Here is a 17,573-nt window from a genome sequence, read left to right on the forward strand (position 1 = left end):
ATGAAGAACTACCTACTCCAAGCACTTCTTATGCTCGTGCCTTGTATGATCTACAGCCAGTTGCGTCTGGTAAAAGATTATACAGGCTCTGGAAACGGACAAACCTATTCGCTTAATGTAGTGGACAACGATCTGGTCTTTGCTATGCAAATCAACAATAGCGGGGCAGATCGCTATGGCGTTTACAGCAGTAACGGTACTGCTGAAGGTACTTTAGACCTAAGCTTGAATCGCAGCGAACTCGTAACCGGCACGATAAGTACCGTGGCAGAAGGCTACAAAGCTATCTTGAATGAAGACCTAGAGATAGGCAGCGACCTGTTTATGTATTTACATCAAAACAGTCCCGGTACCAAAACCCTTTTTAAACTCAACGCTGCCAAAACGGGGATGGACTTTTTTGACAATATCACAGACACCCAGACCAATGACCTGGGCAGCCGTGTTATCGCTATGCAAAACGATAAGATCGCGATGTATAAAGTGTCGCTAAGAACAGAAGATACCATTACCGATAGCAGGGACTTTGACCTTAAGATCCATACCAAAACTGATATTTTAAACTATGCTTTTAACGGCGTGGTGAATCGTGAAGCGCAGGATTACAGTGAATTGTCGGTAGTGGTTGATCTTATCAACGTATTTTTCTTTCAAGACGAACTCTGGCTCGAGGCCCGAAATACCCGAGACCGTATCGATCTTTATAAATATTTTAATGGCAATCTGGTACGCGTCACGCAAGATTTTACCACGGTGAACGGTGATGGCGTCAATCCGGAATATATGATCCCCACTGAAAATTACATCTACTTCTCGGGGGATTTTGTTTCCGGCTCGTATCAAGACAACAGCTATGTGGCACACGGGATGGAAGTGTGTTTTACCAATAATGCCTTGGCCGCAACTACACCATTGAACAGTGTGCGGGGCTACAATATTTTTGAGACCCAACGCAATGCACAAGACGCAGCCAACAGTAGTTTGCTCGCCGTTTCTGAAGATGCGATCTATTACCATAGCAGCGTAAACAATACTGTGAGTGCGGTTACCTTTGATGAAAATAACATTGCAGTAGTACAAAGTCTTTTTTCGGTGCCTCCCGGTGGCTATGCAGGCATCAAAGCCTTTACCAGAGGCAACACCGCCTATTTTTTGTCGCGTGACCCTACCTCCTATGTCGCCACGATATATATCACGCAAGGGCAGCCGCAGGATGTACAGGAAGTTCCATTTCCTGATCATCCAGATGGAGCACAACTTAGAGGGTATAACCCGTATTATGATGTGGCGGGAGACAAACTCTACATCAGCGGTTCCTATTACCCTTCTAGCGGACGCACCTATAACATTCTGTCTTTTGATTTTGAAACCCATACTACAGAAATCGCTGCCGAGTTTCCCGATGCATTTCCCGGAGGAATAGGTAAGCTTAAATATTACTGCGGTGGATTTGCCGTAAATGCTACCGGAGGCGGTATTTACACGCTTGATACTGAAGTGCGCAGCGGATTTTTGGGACAAAACAGTTCGCGTGATCTGGGAGACTTGAGCTTAAGTTATGACGGAATCCCATATGAAACGACTTTAGTGGCTACCGATCTAGCTACGACCGACAGTTTAAAAATTCAGCTGTTAGACACCGGCAGCGTGCACTTTAAGGAGCATATCAACGCGTTACCTTCAAGCGACTATGCTACGAAATATTATAGGCTGAATACACTTACGGAAGGTTTAAAACACCGTTCTACCCTAACCTTATCATATGCTGATACCGACTTTGAATCGGCACCGCAAAATCTGGAGCTTGTACTTTTTAAAGACGGAGCTTTTACCGCTTTGACACCCGATGCTGTAAACACTACCGAAAAAACGATCACGATAACCGCCGATTTTGAGGCAGAGTCCATCCTCTTCTTGCGAAGCACGGCCAGCCTTTCCATGGAACACGTAGCAGAAGTGCAAGTAACGGTATATCCTAATCCTACGACCGATGCGCTTTACCTCGACCTACCACAGGAAACTATTGAAGAAGTTATGGTATACAATATGCTTGGTCAACGCGTCCTTAAGCCCAAAACATCACAAAGCATCGATGTGAGCATGCTCAAACCTGGCGTGTATCTTCTCAAACTGAAAGATCAAGATCAACGCATTAGAACGCATAAATTCATTAAGCGCTAGACCGCATACTACTCCAATCAAACCCTAAGGCTTCAGCGCGTTCCAGTCGGCTTCGCTGGCAGGAGCGCCCTGTAGTTCCATAGTGATCAACCAATGACCTTCCTTTTTTACCAACAAGGCCTGCATATTCACGTAAACCACTTGTTGTACAGCCCCCTCAGCATTCAATACGCTATAGGCAAACATACCGGTCTCGTGCGCAGTAGTCGCATCACCCAGACGTTTTGAAAACCGAAAGGCCACCTGAGCACCGGTTTTTCCGCTACGGGTATCTTCAAAACCCTGCTTCCACGCAGCTAATGCTTGTGTTATGGGCATACTGCCCGGCCTGCCGGCATTGTCGATCACCAGCACCGCATCTTGATGATACAGCGCAGCATAGCCTTCAAAATCTCCCGTTTGTACCGTTTGCGAAAGCCGATCCCAAAAGGCATTTAAAGCGGCCACGCGACCAGTATCTAAAGTAGCTTGTACACGTATTGGGGTAGCCCCATCATAATCCCGGGCGTGCGTTGGAGTGAGACTGAATACAAGTAAAAACGGTAGCAGGAACAGTGGTGATTTCATAGTGTAGCTTTTAATGGCACCGCCAAAGGGTTCGATTCCCTGTCCCGATAGCTTACGGGTTGCCACGAAATTAAAATTAGATATCCAATAACTACCTCGGCAGCCTGCCTTTGCCGGCAAACAGACTTAGGCCGAGGAAGTCTGCTACAATATACTGAAATACCCACAATTCCTACGGTCTTGCCGCGGTTAACCCAAATACATTAAGATCCTAATCTTTAAAAATTTCACCTAAACCTTTGCAACTGAAGCACGCTAAAAAGCTTCCTAAACAAGACGGGTATATAAGGGATGTTTGGCGTGGTTTAGTCGCCCTTCAGGCATAGATTATCCGTTAATTAAGCATTGTTTGCCCATAAACACTGGGGTTTAATGGTAAAACAACGGATAAACTATGGATGAATACTGGTTGAAGCCCTATTCAAACCCGAAGTTTTTAAAGATCATTTATGCAAAAAAACACAACGTATGGAGTTGCAAAAGACACTGTTTTTCAATAGCTTAACTCTAAAAAAGAGATGTATACCATAAAGCTAGACCGCATAAGACATAAAAATGCCTCGCAAATAGCTGTGCATTTTGACTATGATGTTTCAGTAAAAGAGCATGTGAAGGCCTTTAAAGACACGCATTGGAGTCAAACCCATAGGTGTTTTTATTTTGAGGACAGCAGCAGTAAGCTTCGTCAATTTTTTAAACACATTCAGCAGAAATCCTGGTATCTGGATTATGAAGCCTTACGAAAAGCTCCAAAGCAACCTCAAGTCGTGCAAACTTCTACAGAGCGTTTACTCCGTAATACCACAGACTTAAAGCAGCAGTATCAACAACTGCCACAAAGCCACAAGGCTCTTTTAAAGCGCTATGTTCACTATTTAAAAGGACAACGTTTAAGTGAACAAACCCTAAAAGTGTATGGTAATTTTACAGTTCAGTTTTTGAACCACTACAAAAACAAGCCTATAGAAAACCTGAACGTGCGTGCGTTTAGAGCCTTTATAGAAGAGGTTATTGCCTTTAGAAGGTATAGCATAAGCAGTCACAGGCAATGCATAAGTGCGCTGAAACATCTAAGTATACTCCTAGAATTTCCGAAAGCTCATTTTGATGGTTTACAGCGCCCTAAGAAAGACAAAAAACTGCCCGTCGTATTGAGCCGGAAAGAGGTGATCGATTTATTGCGTGCTACACCAAATCTAAAACATCGCACTATTTTGGCACTGCTGTATAGCGCAGGTTTGCGTATAGGCGAACTACTGGCATTACGCTGTGATGCTATAGATCTTGACCGCATGCAAGTGCACATCAAAAAAGGAAAAGGCCGCAAAGACCGTACGGTAAAACTTGCACAGGCCGTAGTACCCCTTTTACTGAATTATATGGAAAGTTATGCACCTACCCACTATTTGATCCCTGGACGTGATGGGCAAGGCTACAGTGCAGGCGCTATACGCACCTTTTTGAAAAAAAGCTGTACACGTGCAGGGATTAAAAAAGCGGTAACACCTCATACATTACGCCACAGTTATGCTACGCATATGATGGATCACGGGGTAGCCTTGCGGCATATCCAAGAACTTCTAGGACACGCCAAACCCGAAACTACGATGATCTATACACACGTCTCGCAACAAGATTTGTTTGAAGTAGCAAACCCCCTAGATGTCACGATATCGCAAATAACAAAAAACGCAAAAGAGCAACAAAAAGTGTTGATATCCCGACAAGGACTCTGATAATCAACTATATTTGTGTTGATATAACAAGTTAGCACCAATTTGAAAAAAAACTCTGACAGACAAAGAAATATGTCGAACGAATATTTAGAATACTATCCTAACAAACTTGCAAAGGACTTTAAATTTGAAAAGCATTTGAAAAATGAAAAGAGATTTAAAGAATATTGCAGAGGAAAAGAAGTTCCGTACTATAAAGACGAAGGAAATTGGGGAACGAAACTTGACCTTGGAAATGTACCTGAAAACGAAGCTGTTAAAAGAGCGTTTCTCTTACAAGAATTTCGCATTTGGAAAGATTGGAAAAACTTGGGAAGAAATATTTTTAGTTTTTCAGAAAACATTAGTAAACTTCTTAAAAAAACCGATGTACTTGATATAGATATTTCACTTATAAAATTACCTTATCAAAACTTTTACATTGATTTATCATCTGCCAAAATTCCATTAGAAGAAAATAGTTCAGAATTTATAGAAGGAGCATTTATAAGAGATGAACACGATGATGGAGATAACGGAGAAACTTTTGAGAGAGCAATAAATATTGACTTTGTCAGTAAAGATTATATTGATAAATATTGGATAATAAACAAACACTTGGATTGGGATATGGAAAGAGGTTTCCATTCTTTGCTACTTTTTTTGGACCGTAAAGACAATTTAACAACAATCGAAGATGCAATTAAATTTGACAAACAGGCATTTGTCGGAGAATATACATTTGACGACAGAGAAGATGATACAAAAATTGATTTGTATTTAATTCATAAACAATTTGTCGATAGAACTATAAATTTTATTATTAATTGTCTTTTATATCTAACTACAAAAGAAGCTGACATTGAAGAAAAATATCCTAAAGATTTACCAACCTATTTAAAATCGAAATTAGCAAAAGCTAACACAAAACGAAAAAAAGAAGTTGTTAAAGACGAGATTTACAGAAACGGATTCACTAAAATCAAATATGTAGGACAAAATATAAAACTGACACATAGCAATAATGGTTCAAATGGAGATGTGGCGACACATTGGAGAAGAGGACATTGGAGAAATCAAAAATTCGGACAGAATCTATCCGAATCTAAATTAGTTTGGATTTTACCAACGATTGTCAATAAAGAAAAAGGAGAACCGAAAAAAGGACATATTTACAAAATTGAGTAGAAAAAACTGGTGCTAACAACGTGTATAGCTCATTGCTAATCAGTTTCTTAAATCAAAGTTAAGGCATATTTCGAAAGTCGCCAAATTTTTAAATTTGACGATTTCCAAAAAGTAAAATTTAAAAATCTGGCTTGTGGCAACCGAAAATAATCGCTAATTTGCACGCAACGAGCCATACACAAAACCGTTAGGCAACAATAAACGGCGGATTTTCTCACTCTGCCGGTTAATTTAAAAGCCAAGCAGTACGCTTTATAATTGTCGCTACCGCTCCTAATTTTTATCTATTAAACTCATATCAAAAACACCCTTTTTAATTTTATGAAGTTTAAAAAAATGCTTAGAGTTCATATCTAAATCAAATAAATCAGAAAACGTTACACCGAGGGATTTATTTGTAAATCTTGAGTAACTTCGTTTACTTCCTGCTAAATGGTAATTATCATCTTCTTTTTCTTCAATCTCAATTCTTACTTTTTTATCTTTTTTTGATAAATAGAACATTAAACCTTGCTTTTCTTTATCTATTTTTAGAAGATTCATTGTCGGTTCATAAAAACAAAACTCTCCTAAAGGCAAGCCTAATCCTATTGTTGGATGGATATGCTTATTACCTCCTTTTCGCTCTTTTCTTATTGCTACAAAATCACTCATTTTCTTTTTTATTTATAATTAAACATTCGTCTAAAGTTGCCTTTCCTCTTGATTTATCTACTAAATCAACACAAGCTAAAGTTGTTTTTAAAATTTGTTCACTTAACTGAATATTATTAATTCTTAAAGCACAATCAACGTAATCTAATCTTTCTTTTTTTTTCATTTTATAAACATTTGTTCTTACTCATTCTCTAATTTGGCTTTTTCAAAGCCACGCCGTTTACAGTAGCCAACAACGGTTATAAAAAATGCGGGTTGTGAGCTTATCCGATAAGCTTAAGTTTCTCTTACTTTGCCTTTGCAACGGCGGAAACAATCCGTTAGCCAACCCCGCCCATTTCATAACCAAATCCGTTACCTGCAAGCTGAAAAAAAGCCACCGCTCGGTCAAGCACATTTGTTTTTTTCCGACACTCATAGCCAACGCTAAAAAAACAAAAGAGCTTGCCCTTCCCCACCACCACCCGAAAAAAATATTTGATAACTTGATATAAAATTCGCAAATCATTCTTACATTTGCTAAAAATAGGTCAAATCAATAAAATGGCAAGTTTCGGAAATTTTATAAAGACAGAAAGAGAAAAACGAGAATGGACTCAAACTGAATTCGGTGCAAAAATCGGAATCAACACTAGTGCAATCAGTCGAATAGAAAACGGAAGTCAAAAATTTAGTAAATCTAAACTAAAGGAACTTTCAGAATTATTTGAAATTCAATTACAACAAGTAACTGACTTATTTTTCGCAGACAAATTTGCTAGAGAGGCTTTTAAATATAAATGCTCGGAATCAGTATTTTCTGTTGCAGAAGACACTGCAAATTATTATCGCAACACAAATGTTAAACAAGGAAAATTAGAACTATGAGCAGAAGTTTAAAATATATTGACCTGTTCTCTGGTGCTGGAGGCTTTTCGCTTGGATTTGACAATAAAGGTTTTCAAAATGTCTTTTCAGTAGATATTGAACCTAGTTTTTGTGAAACATATAATCATAATTTCCCAAGTCATAATTTAATACATAAGGATATTTGTGATGTTAAAGATGCCGAATTGAAATACTTAAAAGAATATGATGAAATTGATGTTGTTATAGGTGGTCCACCTTGTCAAGGATTTAGTATCGCTGGAAATATCGGAAGAAAATTTATTGATGACCCAAGAAACAAACTATTCAAAGAATTTGTTAGGGTAGTTAAAGTTGTTGAGCCTACATACTTTGTTATGGAAAATGTTGCTCGATTATACAACCATAATAAAGGAAATACTAGAAAAGAAATAATAAATGATTTTGAAAATCTAGGTTATAAAGTTGAATGTAAAATTCTAAATTCCGCAGACTATGGAGTTCCTCAAGTCAGAAAACGTGTAATCTTCATTGGAACTAAAAACAGTCAAAAAATACTTTTTCCTAAAAAGGAAGTTGATAAATATGTAACTGTAAAAGAGGCATTATCTTCTTATCCAAAATTGAAGTCTGGTCAAGAATCAAAAATTCCAAATCATATAGCAATGTCTCATTCAGAACAAATGTTGCATAAAATGAGCTTTGTATCAGATGGTGGAGATAGAAATGAAATCCCTGAACAAATTAGACCGAAATCAGGTGATGTTAGAAAATATATAAAATATTCAAGTGATAAACCTTCTGTAACAGTTACAGGAGATATGAGAAAAATATTTCATTATGAGCAGAACAGAGCATTGACTGTTCGTGAATTAGCAAAATTGCAATCTTTCCCAGATGATTTTGAATTTAAAGGCTCAAAAATTTCTCAACAACAACAAGTAGGGAATTCTGTTCCACCAAGAATGGCGGAAGCTATAGCAAGTGTAATTATTAAAATGAGTGAAAATGTTTAAATATCCTAAAGTCAATTACATAGGAAATAAAGAAAAGATTGCAAAGTGGATATGCGACCAATTTCCAACGGATGCAGAAACACTTTTTGACGCTTTTTCTGGAGGTTGTTCATTAAGCTATGAAGCAAAATGTAGAGGTTTAGAAATTTACACAAATGATATTCTAAAAATCAATTATCACATTGCTAATGCATTGGTAAAAAACAATAGTACTCTACTTGACAAAAACGATATAGAAATAATTTTTAAAGGAGAACCTTTTGAAGGGTTTATGTTTAAAAATTATTCAGAAGTCTATTTTTTTCCACAAGAATGCAAAGAACTTGATTTGTATAGACAAAACATTGAACTACTTAAATCAGAGGAAAAAAAATCATTAGCATTTGCTTTAATGAGAAGAGCTATGATTCGTAAAATGCCTTACTCTAGATTTACATTAAATTGGGATAAAATAGTCCAATTAAGAGATGAGGAATACAGCTATAAAAAATACAAACGAAGAAGAGCTTATCACAACCAATCATTTAAACATCATTTTCTTCAAAATTTAAATGAGTACAATCAAGCAGTATTCAATAATGATAAAAATAATATTGCTTACAATGATGATATTTTCAATTTGTTAGAAACTGTAAAAGCAGACATTATTTATTTAGACCCACCATATACAGGAACAATGAATAATTATTTTGGTTTTTATGGTTTGGTAGACGATTTTATAACATCAGAGGTAACAAAACCATTTGAAAACAACTTTGTAAATAAAAATTCTGCAATTGAGCTTTTTGATAAATTGTTTTCTAAACTTAATAATTTTAAATATTGGTATTTAAGCTACAATAACTCTTCTTTTCCAAGCAAGAATGAACTACTTTATCTGTTGGGTAAATATTCAGACAATGTTGAAGTAATTGAGCGTAAACATAACTATCAAATTACTGGTAAAAACAAAAAAGAAAAGAATAAAGAATTTTTATTCATTGTGAAAAATGAAAATTATAAAGAAACTATTAAAGAAAATTATGCCACAGCAGAACTATGAAGAGTATTGGAAACTGACCAATGCCTTTACTGATTATAATGGTACAAAGTTTTTAGATACATTGGCTGTTTGTATCAATTTTATTGATGTCCATAAAAACGAAGAATATTCTGAAGAAAAATATTCAAAACTTCAGGACGAGATTCATAAAGTAAATCCTATTAACCATATTTCGATTAGAAAGTCTATAAATCAATTGGTTAAAATGGGATTTATTAATTCTTTCCTTGTTTCTTATCATCCACAAGCTAAAGAGTATGTTGAAGCTCGAACGAATAAGAAAAGAGAAACACTTTTATCCAAAATTGTTTACTCAAATTCAAGTTTCAACAGAGCAGTAAATAATGAATCTTCAATAAAACAAATCAATTTCCTAATTCAAACACTAATTGAAAAAGGTAAATTATCTAAAGAAGAAATAATAGCCTTAATGCTTGTTGATATTGAAGCTTATAAAAAACCATTTATAACTGAAATTGAACTTTCAGAATATGTTAAAGAAGCTAAAGAAATTGGTTTTCTGGAAAGGAAATATAATCAAATTGGCTATTTGTATAACCTTCTCGGAAAATTAGATGATTTAGTTTTTGTTAAGGAAGATTTATATTTTAAAGAAGATGCTGAACAGATTTTTGGAGAAGATTTAAAAGCAATTACAAAAAGAAGAGACCCATATTTACATAGATTATATAAAAACCAATTACAAGAGGAATGTGAAGAAATTTATGGTAATCCTATGTGTGTTTTAGAACATCTTTCTTATCCTGTTTTAATTGCTAGTCATATCAAACCTTTTATTGACTCTGATGAAAATGAAGCTTATGACCCAAATAACGGATTGTTATTAAGCAGAACAATTGATTCGTTATTTGACTTAAAATACATATCGTTTACAGATGAAGGAACTATGATTTTCTCAAATAGAATATCAGATGATGTAAAGGAGTTTTGGAAAAATTATAAACTCGAAGAAAATATATTAAACGAAAAGAGAAAAACATATTTGGCTTATCACAGAAATCTAATGACAGAAATTGATGCCCGAGCTTAAAGCCATACACATTTGCAATTCGCTCCAGCCAACACGCAAGCCGAAAATTGCAAAAGAGTATGTCTTTGCCAACGCTGAAAACCAAGCAGAACGGAAGAAAGCCAGCAGGTAACAATGTATAAAAATAATAGCGGTTTTATCGCTAAAATGAAAGTAAGTAAATATAAAAAGGGTCTGTGTTTAACCGAAAAGTTAGTGCCTGTAAACCCGCTACTATTCTTATACTAGACCGTTAGCCACAATACGAAACCAAAAAATGAACAATGAGTAAAATAAACTTAGAAGTCAGGGATAATTATGAATTTCTCCAAGAGTTATCGTATGAAGAAAAGAATCTAAATACTAATACTATCGTTTTAGAACCAAAAAGGAACAATAGAGATTGGTTAAAGCAATCTTCAAATATAGATCATTCTACTATAGAAGAGAATATTACTTTAATAGTAGAAAAGAAAATATCGTTTTTCAAATACGGGATAAAATTACATTGTCCAAATTTCACAAGTCAACCTTATTTCAGATTTGATTCCGACGGACCTGCTCATAGAAATAAATCGGAACCGTCATTACCTGAACAAAAAATTACAACACCACATTTTAATACTTTTGATGAAAAAGGAAACGAGTTTGCTTATAAGAGCGAAACTTTAAAAAGAGATGAAGATGCTCAAGCAATTGCAGAGGATTTAAATTTCGGTATAAGTCATTTCTTTAAAGAAACTAATATAAAAACTAACGGCAAGGAAGAATTTCCTGAGATTAAAATTGATGAGCCAGAATTATTTGAAATAGAATTAGACACTGACCCTTTAAATGGAATTGATTTTTTAGATTAGCGTAATGGATAAACTGTTAGACATTTTCACAACGATTAAAGAGGATTTCTGCTCTCTCACTACTTATAAAGTACGTGGGGAAAGTTTAGAAATAATCACTCCATTTTCTACATTAAATAATAAATTTGTCTCTGTTTTTATCAAAGAAATAAAAGGAAAATTTGTTATATCAGATGGTGGTTGGACAGATTTAAATTACTATGATGTCAACATAAGTGAGGAATCAGAAGATATTATTCAACGCATTTTCACTTACTATCAACAAAGTTTTGAAATATCAATAACTTCCGATCAAGCTGGAACTTTGTATTATTTTAAGACGTGTTCTAATCCAAGAGATATTCCAACTTATGTATATGATATTGCCAATTTTATAGTTGGTGCTGTAAATTCTTTAGGTATCAAATACAAAGATGACAAAGAAGAAAAGGAGAAAGAAACTTTTAGAAAAGATGCTAACACATTTTTAAAAGTTCATTATGATGAAAATGTAAAGCTTCAGAAATCATTAGATGATTTTAAAAATATTAGATTTAATGCTTTGATTACAAAAAACTCTGATATTTTTCTTATCTCATACGTAACAGGTAGTAGCTCATATTACTTTACGAATGATTTAAGAAAGACAATTGTAAATTTTGAAATTTCTGAAAAATCGAAATATCGAGATTTTATTAGAGAAAAAGTTTCTATAATTAATGATAATGCAGATGGTTATAGACCGGATAAACTAGGTAGTATGTTGGAGTTGTTGAATGAAAAAGTTACAAAAGAGCCTATAAAATGGTCTGAAAAAGAGAAAATATTAGAGTTAATATAAAAAAGTACTGTGGCTAACACCGTATAACAACAATTGCGGCTTTGTGTTCTGCGGACACAACCGCGCAAGCATAAAAGTCGGTAATTTTAGCTATCTTAGTTTCTGAACAATCCGCAACTGATTGTTATACAAGACCGTCAGACTGTCTCAAAACTTAGGATATTTCATTTAAAAAGATTAATTTCATGAATGGAATATCAACAAGGACAACCCCGCGAGCAACTTACCCTGTACACCACCTGTTTAGACGATATGATCCCTCAAGATAATAGTGTTCGTCTGATCGATCAATTTGTAAACCTATTAGATCTTCAAGCGCTGGGCTTTCAATCCAAAGCCTCACAGGGCAGACCTCCCTATGATCCTGCAGATTTATTGAAGCTTTACATTTACGGCTATATGAACCGGATGCGCTCTTCCCGCATCTTAGAAAAAGAATGCCTGCGCAATATCGAGGTCATCTGGTTGATCAAAAACCTACAGCCTGATCATAATACTATTGCCCGATTTAGAAAAGACAACCCAAAGGCTATTAAGCGCGTGTTCCGCCAGAGCGTGCAACTCGCACGTAACTTCAACCTGATCGGGGCTACGCTCATCGCCGGTGATTCTACTAAGCTCAGAGCCCAAAACAGCAAGAAGAATAACTACAACAAAAAGAAGATACAGCGCCATCTGGATTACATTGATAAAAAACTCGAAGAACATAACCGGGAACTGGCTAATGCTGATGGAGATCACAAAGAAGAAGTACAACAGCAAATACACACCCGTAAAGCTCAACGTGTAAAATACCAGTGTAAGCTTCCCCAGACTAGAACTGCTTAATCTTCCAAAACTGGTTTAAAATTATTGTTTTTCATTCTCTTGGGGCTAGCCCCAAGAGAATGGAGTTTTGCGTATTGCACTGGTGCTATTTTGCCCAGTGAGTCATGGGGACGATATTTATTGTAATCTTCCATCCATATTTGAGTTTGTTCCCTTACCTGATCAATGTTTTCAAAGATATATTTATCTAGGACACCTCTGCGATAGGAGCCATTAAAGCGTTCTACAAAAGCATTTTGAGTAGGTTTGCCTGGTTGTATGTATTTAAATTCAATTTCATGCATTTTACTCCATTCAGCAGTTAGGTTTGCTATGAATTCAGGACCATTGTCCATCCTGATCCTATTTGGCTTACCTCGTCGGTTAATTAGGTGATTAAGTACCCAGACTACCCGATTACTGGTTAAAGAAAAGTCTACTTCAATATGTAGTGCCTCTCGATTAAAATCGTCTATTACGTTAAAAGATCTAAAACGTCTCTTGTTTTCTAGGACATCGCTTACGAAATCAATACTCCAAGTATCATTCAATTCTTCAGGAATCTCCAAAGGCTCCTGTATACGCGCGGGCAGGCGCTTCTTTGCTTTTCTTCTTAAAGGAAGCCCTAAAGATACATACACCCTGTGTACCCGCTTATGATTCCAAGGCTTTCCTTCGTTACGGATACGCCAGTAGGCTTTCCAGAAACCCTCTTCTGAATGTTCTTCTGCTTTGTCTCTAAGAGCTTGTTCTATAGGAGTATCATCCTTGGGTAAAGGTTTGTAATAATAAACACTTTTACTCATATTAAGCACTCGGCACGCCCTACTGATGCCGTAGCGGATAAGTTCTTTAGCTATGGTGCGTTTACGGCAGGGCTTTAGAGCTTTTTTTCAATAATCTCTTTTGCCATTTGGTGGTCTAGTGCTAAAGAGGCATACATCTGCTTTAGACGGGCGTTTTCAGCTTCGAGCTCCTTAATACGCTTAAGTTCTTTGCTGCTCATACCAGCGTATTTAGAACGCCATTTATAAAAGGTAGAGGTACTGACACCGTATTCGCGGCTAATTTCTTCAACACTCTTACCGTTGTCGAACTCCTTTAAAATTTTTGCAATCTGTGTAGGTGTGAATTTGCTTCGTCTCATACTGTTTAAAATTAAGAATTATTACACTTCTAAACAGTTCGGTTTGAAGGGAAGCTTACACCAGCAGATAAAAAACCAACTCGAGCAGGATACCTCTTCTCCCAATCCGCAACTATCGACCTCTGACCCTGACAGCAGACATCAAATTGTACGCGGGACCGTTACCGAAGTATGCTACACTGCACAAACCACCGTAGATGCTCAAAATAAAATCCTGATCGATTATAAACTCACCAACGCCAATGATAAAAAAGCAATGGGCGGTATGCTCGCCAGAGCTAAAACCATCTTACGCACAACCCACTTCACCGCCCTTTATGACAAAGGGTATCACACCGGAAGTGAGTTTCATACAGCAGATCATTTAGGCATTGCTACCTTGGTTGCCATACCTGCTATTGGAAGAAAAAGTCAGGCACCAAACCCCAGATACAACGCAGAGTATTTTAACTATAACTCAGATCCAGACACTTATACCTGTCCGCAGGGACATACACTAACCTCTAACGGGACCCAGTACAAAGCACGTAACTACACTTTTAAACAATACAAAACCAAAGCCTGCAAGACCTGTGTGGTGCGGGAGAACTGTACCACTTCAAAAGTCAATGGAAAAGTAATACAGCGCAGTCAGTACACCCAGAACATTCAGGATAATGCCAAACGTATTGCTCAAAGCGGTGAACTCTACAAAAGGCGGCAAGCACTAGTTGAGCATCCTTACGGCACCATAAAGCGTCAATGGGGATTTAATCATATCTTGACCAAAAAAGGAATACAAGCTGCTTCAGCAGATTTAGGTCTTATGCTGCTAGCTTATAATCTTAAAAGACTGTTCAAGCTAAAAGTATCTCTTGAGGCAGCGATAAAACATAGTTTTTTAAGTGTTTTAAAGCTATTAGAGGGCTTAGAGAGGCTCAAACCTAAAGTATATCACCAAAATACCCAAAACACCTCATATGCAGTTTTTGTTGGATATCGCATACACTTCAACTACTTTTAAAACATAAAAAGGTAGTTTTGAGACAGACTGCCGTTGTAGGCAATTAAACCCAAAACCAATGAACAAACAAATTTTACTGATTTATTTTCTATTATCAAGTGCTTTTTCTATTGCACAAGAAACAATTTATTCGCTCAATAAAGAAAGTATTGCTGACAAAGGAATTGAATTTTTTGAAATCATTGAAAAGAAAATAACGGCAAAGACTTATGAAAATAAATTAATTGATAATCCTGAACGAGAAAAAGCAAAAAAAGAAATTGAGAATGCTAAAATCAAAATTGACTCACTTCAAGGTGGCTATCTTACAAATGAGCAAAAACAGTTTTTAGTAAATGCACGTGCAGGCTTAGAAAGAGCAATTGCAAAAAGAACAAGATGGCAAGATTTAAAGTATGCAAAAGAAGAATTAGATAAATCGGGATTTGACTTCATTCAAACAACAAAAAAAGACTATAAACTTGCACTTCAAGAAGCTCAACAAAATCTGAATAAAATAAATGACTTATTCGGTAATTCGGAAACTAAAATTGAGAAAATTAATTCGCTTAGAGAACGAATGTCTAATTTAAGAAAAGATTTAGGTATTGGTTGTATTGGCTGTGGAGAACCGAAAATCCCACATACAATTAGACAAAATGTACCAATAGGAGAAATAGAACGAAACATAAGGATTTTAGGTGCAAAAGTGCCTGTTTCTGAAATTCAAGGTAATTTTAGTTTGACAAGTAATTCATATTATCTTATCAAAAAAAATCATCGTAGATTTTTAGAAAACGAATTGGTTTCTGGAGATGACGTAAGAGAACATATTTATAGATTTGATATTGAAAACGTTGCTGAATTTGTGGCAAGTAATTCGTACACGCTTGTAATGACGGATAATAACAAAAGATATTTTGTACAAAATGTATCTATTGAGGATTTTGCAACTGATTTAGTCAAAAATCAATTCCAAAACATTGTTAACTCTGAAAATCTGGTAATTACAAACTCAAATAGAAAAACGTTTGTATCCAAAAACAACGTCCAATGTGTATTGTCAGATTATGTAAAAATGCAATTAGCACAAGGAAACATTGATATAATAAAACAGACTTCAAACTCTGTAAATAGTTACAATCAAATTTATGACCAAGCCATAAAACAATTAGATTTGGTTACAAAACATTATCAAGCATATAGGAATCGGACTATGACGGAAAGTAGGTTATCCACTTGGAAAAACGATATCCGAAAATTAGAAGCGAGCTATAAAAAACTAAGTGACATTAATTATGGTAAATACAAAAACGATACATCGTCAGATTTAGCATATGAATATTTTAGGAATTTTAGTAAGCAACTAACGAGAGAACAAGTTCAAGCCAGCTCATTGATGGCTGATATGATAAGAGAAACGAAAATAATAACAGGAATATAATAACTGCCTACAACAAAGAACTGAGTTAAAATCCAAGAGTATTTAGTTCAATTTTGTCGCATAATTTGGGTCATAGGGCAAGCCGCTCTTTGCGATTGCAAAAGCTTGTTTTATTAGTTTATTTATAACTGCTATTAGTGCTAGCTTTTTACTTTTGCCTTTTGCTATAATACGTTCATAAATTTTCCTACAGGCAGTATTGTATTTACTTGCAGAGAAGGCACATAAAAACAAAAGATTTCTGAGTTTTTGGTTACCCATTTTACTGATTCTGCTTTTACCCCTGACACTGCTCCCTGATTGCCGTATGGTGGGCGTTGTGCCTGCAAAGCTACAAAGCTGCGATGCAGTTTCAAATTTGGTAAAACCATCAGTTAACACGATCAATAAAGCTGCTGTTTTATCTCCTAAACCTGGGATACTCTTTAAATTAGTCAACTGTTGCTGGTGCTCTGCTTTAACTAGAGATAATAAGCGCGTTTCTAGGGATTTTATCTCTTTATCCAATATCTTTTTTGATCTGTTCAATGATCTAAAAACCGCTTTAGAAGGTATACCTAAAGCTTGCTCTCCGTGAATTTTATTCTTTAGCTGAGTGCGCTGTTTTAAGTACAGCTCTAATAAACGTAGAAGTTGTAGAGATTCTGCTTGATTCTGATCCTTTCCCGTATATAAAGGCACTGGGTTGATCAAAGCATAGTCACATATGGCTTTAGCATCACTCTTATCGGTCTTTACTTTAGATAAACGCATCTGTATAAACCTCTTTACAGATAATGGATTTACTACAGAAACCGGTTGGCCAGATTCAAACAGGAATTGTGCTAAACAATAATGATAATAACCGGTTGCTTCCATAACGACAATTGCTGATTTTTCAAGCTCTTTAATGAACTTTTTGAACCCGGCAACAGTATTAGGGTATTGACGGTAAAAGCCTGTTGTATTTGCTACATCAAAGACATCTTTGCTAATATCTACTCCATAAGTTTCACTATATTTACTCATAACAATTAGATTTTGGAAAGGACGATCTACTTGGTGTTCAACAACTTTAAATCGAGGTTAGCGCCTCACAGAACTGATCGAAATCTAAGTAGAAAAGAGCAGTGATTATCAATGTTGACGGAATCTGAAGTTCCAACGGCTATAGTAACCTTAACCTGCTCTTTTGTTCTTTCTGATTAATGCTATAATTTAAACAGAATCAAACTTAAGTTGGCTATAAGTAATTGCTTGTTCTCGCCTACTTCTGAAAATCCTCGCGGATTTTC

15 protein-coding genes and 2 pseudogenes are annotated in these 17,573 nt (G+C 35.9%); 12 read left to right on the forward strand and 5 right to left on the reverse strand.

Going from position 1 to position 17,573, the window contains the following annotated elements; all coding sequences use genetic code 11:
* A complete protein-coding gene (locus tag MED217_RS11855) occupies window positions 1-2,181 on the forward strand; it encodes a T9SS type A sorting domain-containing protein (protein WP_040532788.1) in 2,181 nt (726 codons plus the stop codon).
* Between the two features lie 24 nt (window positions 2,182-2,205).
* On the opposite strand, the gene MED217_RS11860 is transcribed toward MED217_RS11855, so the two are convergent.
* Window positions 2,206-2,748, reverse strand: coding sequence for a nuclear transport factor 2 family protein (locus tag MED217_RS11860; RefSeq protein ID WP_009780771.1), 543 nt, complete (start codon window positions 2,746-2,748; stop codon window positions 2,206-2,208).
* 518 nt (window positions 2,749-3,266) lie between these two features.
* Here MED217_RS11860 and MED217_RS11865 point away from each other — a divergent pair.
* Both MED217_RS11865 and MED217_RS11870 read left to right on the forward strand, forming a co-directional pair.
* Complete coding sequence (locus tag MED217_RS11865; RefSeq protein WP_009780772.1) at window positions 3,267-4,484, forward strand: tyrosine-type recombinase/integrase; 1,218 nt, start codon at window positions 3,267-3,269, stop codon at window positions 4,482-4,484.
* A gap of 72 nt (window positions 4,485-4,556) precedes the next feature.
* Window positions 4,557-5,651 carry an AcrVA2 family anti-CRISPR protein gene (locus tag MED217_RS11870; protein WP_009780773.1) on the forward strand — a complete coding sequence of 365 codons (1,095 nt, stop codon included), beginning with the start codon at window positions 4,557-4,559 and terminating at the stop codon, window positions 5,649-5,651.
* Window positions 5,652-5,924: 273 nt separating this feature from the next.
* On the opposite strand, the gene MED217_RS11875 is transcribed toward MED217_RS11870, so the two are convergent.
* Both MED217_RS11875 and MED217_RS19025 read right to left on the reverse strand, forming a co-directional pair.
* Window positions 5,925-6,305: a hypothetical protein gene (locus MED217_RS11875; RefSeq protein ID WP_009780774.1), complete on the reverse strand. Its 381-nt coding sequence runs from the start codon at window positions 6,303-6,305 to the stop codon at window positions 5,925-5,927.
* On the reverse strand, window positions 6,298-6,471 hold the full coding sequence (locus MED217_RS19025) for a hypothetical protein (RefSeq protein WP_009780775.1): 174 nt from the start codon (window positions 6,469-6,471) through the stop codon (window positions 6,298-6,300). The genes MED217_RS11875 and MED217_RS19025 overlap by 8 nt, the downstream gene beginning before the upstream one ends.
* Before the next feature lie 380 nt (window positions 6,472-6,851).
* On the opposite strand from MED217_RS19025, the gene MED217_RS11885 reads away from it, so the two are divergent.
* From MED217_RS11885 to MED217_RS11915, 7 genes and pseudogenes are all read left to right on the forward strand, one after another.
* The gene (locus MED217_RS11885) at window positions 6,852-7,175 is read left to right on the forward strand and encodes a helix-turn-helix domain-containing protein (RefSeq protein WP_009780777.1); all 324 of its coding nucleotides are present in this window, start codon (window positions 6,852-6,854) and stop codon (window positions 7,173-7,175) included.
* The gene (locus MED217_RS11890) at window positions 7,172-8,170 is read left to right on the forward strand and encodes a DNA cytosine methyltransferase (RefSeq protein ID WP_009780778.1); all 999 of its coding nucleotides are present in this window, start codon (window positions 7,172-7,174) and stop codon (window positions 8,168-8,170) included. Before MED217_RS11885 ends, MED217_RS11890 begins: the two co-directional genes overlap by 4 nt.
* Window positions 8,163-9,212, forward strand: a complete 1,050-nt coding sequence (locus MED217_RS11895) for a DNA adenine methylase (protein ID WP_009780779.1) — start codon at window positions 8,163-8,165, stop codon at window positions 9,210-9,212. The genes MED217_RS11890 and MED217_RS11895 overlap by 8 nt, the downstream gene beginning before the upstream one ends.
* Window positions 9,160-10,263 (forward strand): HNH endonuclease signature motif containing protein, encoded by a 1,104-nt coding sequence (locus tag MED217_RS11900; protein WP_009780780.1) that lies wholly within the window; start codon window positions 9,160-9,162, stop codon window positions 10,261-10,263. The genes MED217_RS11895 and MED217_RS11900 overlap by 53 nt, the downstream gene beginning before the upstream one ends.
* 263 nt (window positions 10,264-10,526) lie before the next feature.
* Entirely contained in the window at window positions 10,527-11,099 is a 573-nt protein-coding gene (locus tag MED217_RS11905; protein WP_009780781.1) for a hypothetical protein, read from the forward strand.
* Between the two features lie 4 nt (window positions 11,100-11,103).
* On the forward strand, window positions 11,104-11,919 hold the full coding sequence (locus tag MED217_RS11910) for a hypothetical protein (RefSeq protein ID WP_009780782.1): 816 nt from the start codon (window positions 11,104-11,106) through the stop codon (window positions 11,917-11,919).
* Window positions 11,920-12,108: 189 nt separating this feature from the next.
* A pseudogene (locus MED217_RS11915) lies at window positions 12,109-12,717 on the forward strand (transposase); the annotation flags it as partial.
* 26 nt (window positions 12,718-12,743) lie between these two features.
* Here MED217_RS11915 and MED217_RS11920 read toward each other — a convergent pair.
* A protein-coding gene (locus MED217_RS11920) for an IS3-like element ISLbl2 family transposase (RefSeq protein ID WP_088124387.1) occupies window positions 12,744-13,873 on the reverse strand; the annotation gives its coding sequence in 2 pieces (ribosomal slippage) (window positions 12,744-13,612 and window positions 13,612-13,873; 1,131 coding nt in all).
* A 58-nt stretch (window positions 13,874-13,931) separates the two neighbouring features.
* On the opposite strand from MED217_RS11920, the pseudogene MED217_RS11930 reads away from it, so the two are divergent.
* Both MED217_RS11930 and MED217_RS11935 read left to right on the forward strand, forming a co-directional pair.
* Window positions 13,932-14,876, forward strand: a pseudogene (locus MED217_RS11930) (transposase); the annotation flags it as partial.
* A gap of 58 nt (window positions 14,877-14,934) precedes the next feature.
* Window positions 14,935-16,299: a hypothetical protein gene (locus MED217_RS11935; RefSeq protein ID WP_009780786.1), complete on the forward strand. Its 1,365-nt coding sequence runs from the start codon at window positions 14,935-14,937 to the stop codon at window positions 16,297-16,299.
* 42 nt (window positions 16,300-16,341) lie between these two features.
* Here the strand turns inward: MED217_RS11935 and MED217_RS11940 are convergent, their stop codons facing one another.
* Window positions 16,342-17,307, reverse strand: a complete 966-nt coding sequence (locus tag MED217_RS11940) for an IS110 family RNA-guided transposase (RefSeq protein WP_009780787.1) — start codon at window positions 17,305-17,307, stop codon at window positions 16,342-16,344.
* Window positions 17,308-17,573 lie beyond the last annotated feature (266 nt).

The sequence above is a fragment of the Leeuwenhoekiella blandensis MED217 genome, assembly GCF_000152985.1.
Taxonomy (GTDB): Bacteria; Bacteroidota; Bacteroidia; order Flavobacteriales; family Flavobacteriaceae; genus Leeuwenhoekiella; species Leeuwenhoekiella blandensis.

Coding starts and splice junctions, on each gene's coding strand:
- MED217_RS11855 (WP_040532788.1), top strand. CDS start 1: ATGAAGAACTACCTACTCCAAGCACTTCTTATGCTCGTGCCTTGTATG.
- MED217_RS11860 (WP_009780771.1), bottom strand. CDS start 2,748: ATGAAATCACCACTGTTCCTGCTACCGTTTTTACTTGTATTCAGTCTC.
- MED217_RS11865 (WP_009780772.1), top strand. CDS start 3,267: ATGTATACCATAAAGCTAGACCGCATAAGACATAAAAATGCCTCGCAA.
- MED217_RS11870 (WP_009780773.1), top strand. CDS start 4,557: ATGTCGAACGAATATTTAGAATACTATCCTAACAAACTTGCAAAGGAC.
- MED217_RS11875 (WP_009780774.1), bottom strand. CDS start 6,305: ATGAGTGATTTTGTAGCAATAAGAAAAGAGCGAAAAGGAGGTAATAAG.
- MED217_RS19025 (WP_009780775.1), bottom strand. CDS start 6,471: ATGAAAAAAAAAGAAAGATTAGATTACGTTGATTGTGCTTTAAGAATT.
- MED217_RS11885 (WP_009780777.1), top strand. CDS start 6,852: ATGGCAAGTTTCGGAAATTTTATAAAGACAGAAAGAGAAAAACGAGAA.
- MED217_RS11890 (WP_009780778.1), top strand. CDS start 7,172: ATGAGCAGAAGTTTAAAATATATTGACCTGTTCTCTGGTGCTGGAGGC.
- MED217_RS11895 (WP_009780779.1), top strand. CDS start 8,163: ATGTTTAAATATCCTAAAGTCAATTACATAGGAAATAAAGAAAAGATT.
- MED217_RS11900 (WP_009780780.1), top strand. CDS start 9,160: ATGAAAATTATAAAGAAACTATTAAAGAAAATTATGCCACAGCAGAAC.
- MED217_RS11905 (WP_009780781.1), top strand. CDS start 10,527: ATGAGTAAAATAAACTTAGAAGTCAGGGATAATTATGAATTTCTCCAA.
- MED217_RS11910 (WP_009780782.1), top strand. CDS start 11,104: ATGGATAAACTGTTAGACATTTTCACAACGATTAAAGAGGATTTCTGC.
- MED217_RS11935 (WP_009780786.1), top strand. CDS start 14,935: ATGAACAAACAAATTTTACTGATTTATTTTCTATTATCAAGTGCTTTT.
- MED217_RS11940 (WP_009780787.1), bottom strand. CDS start 17,307: ATGAGTAAATATAGTGAAACTTATGGAGTAGATATTAGCAAAGATGTC.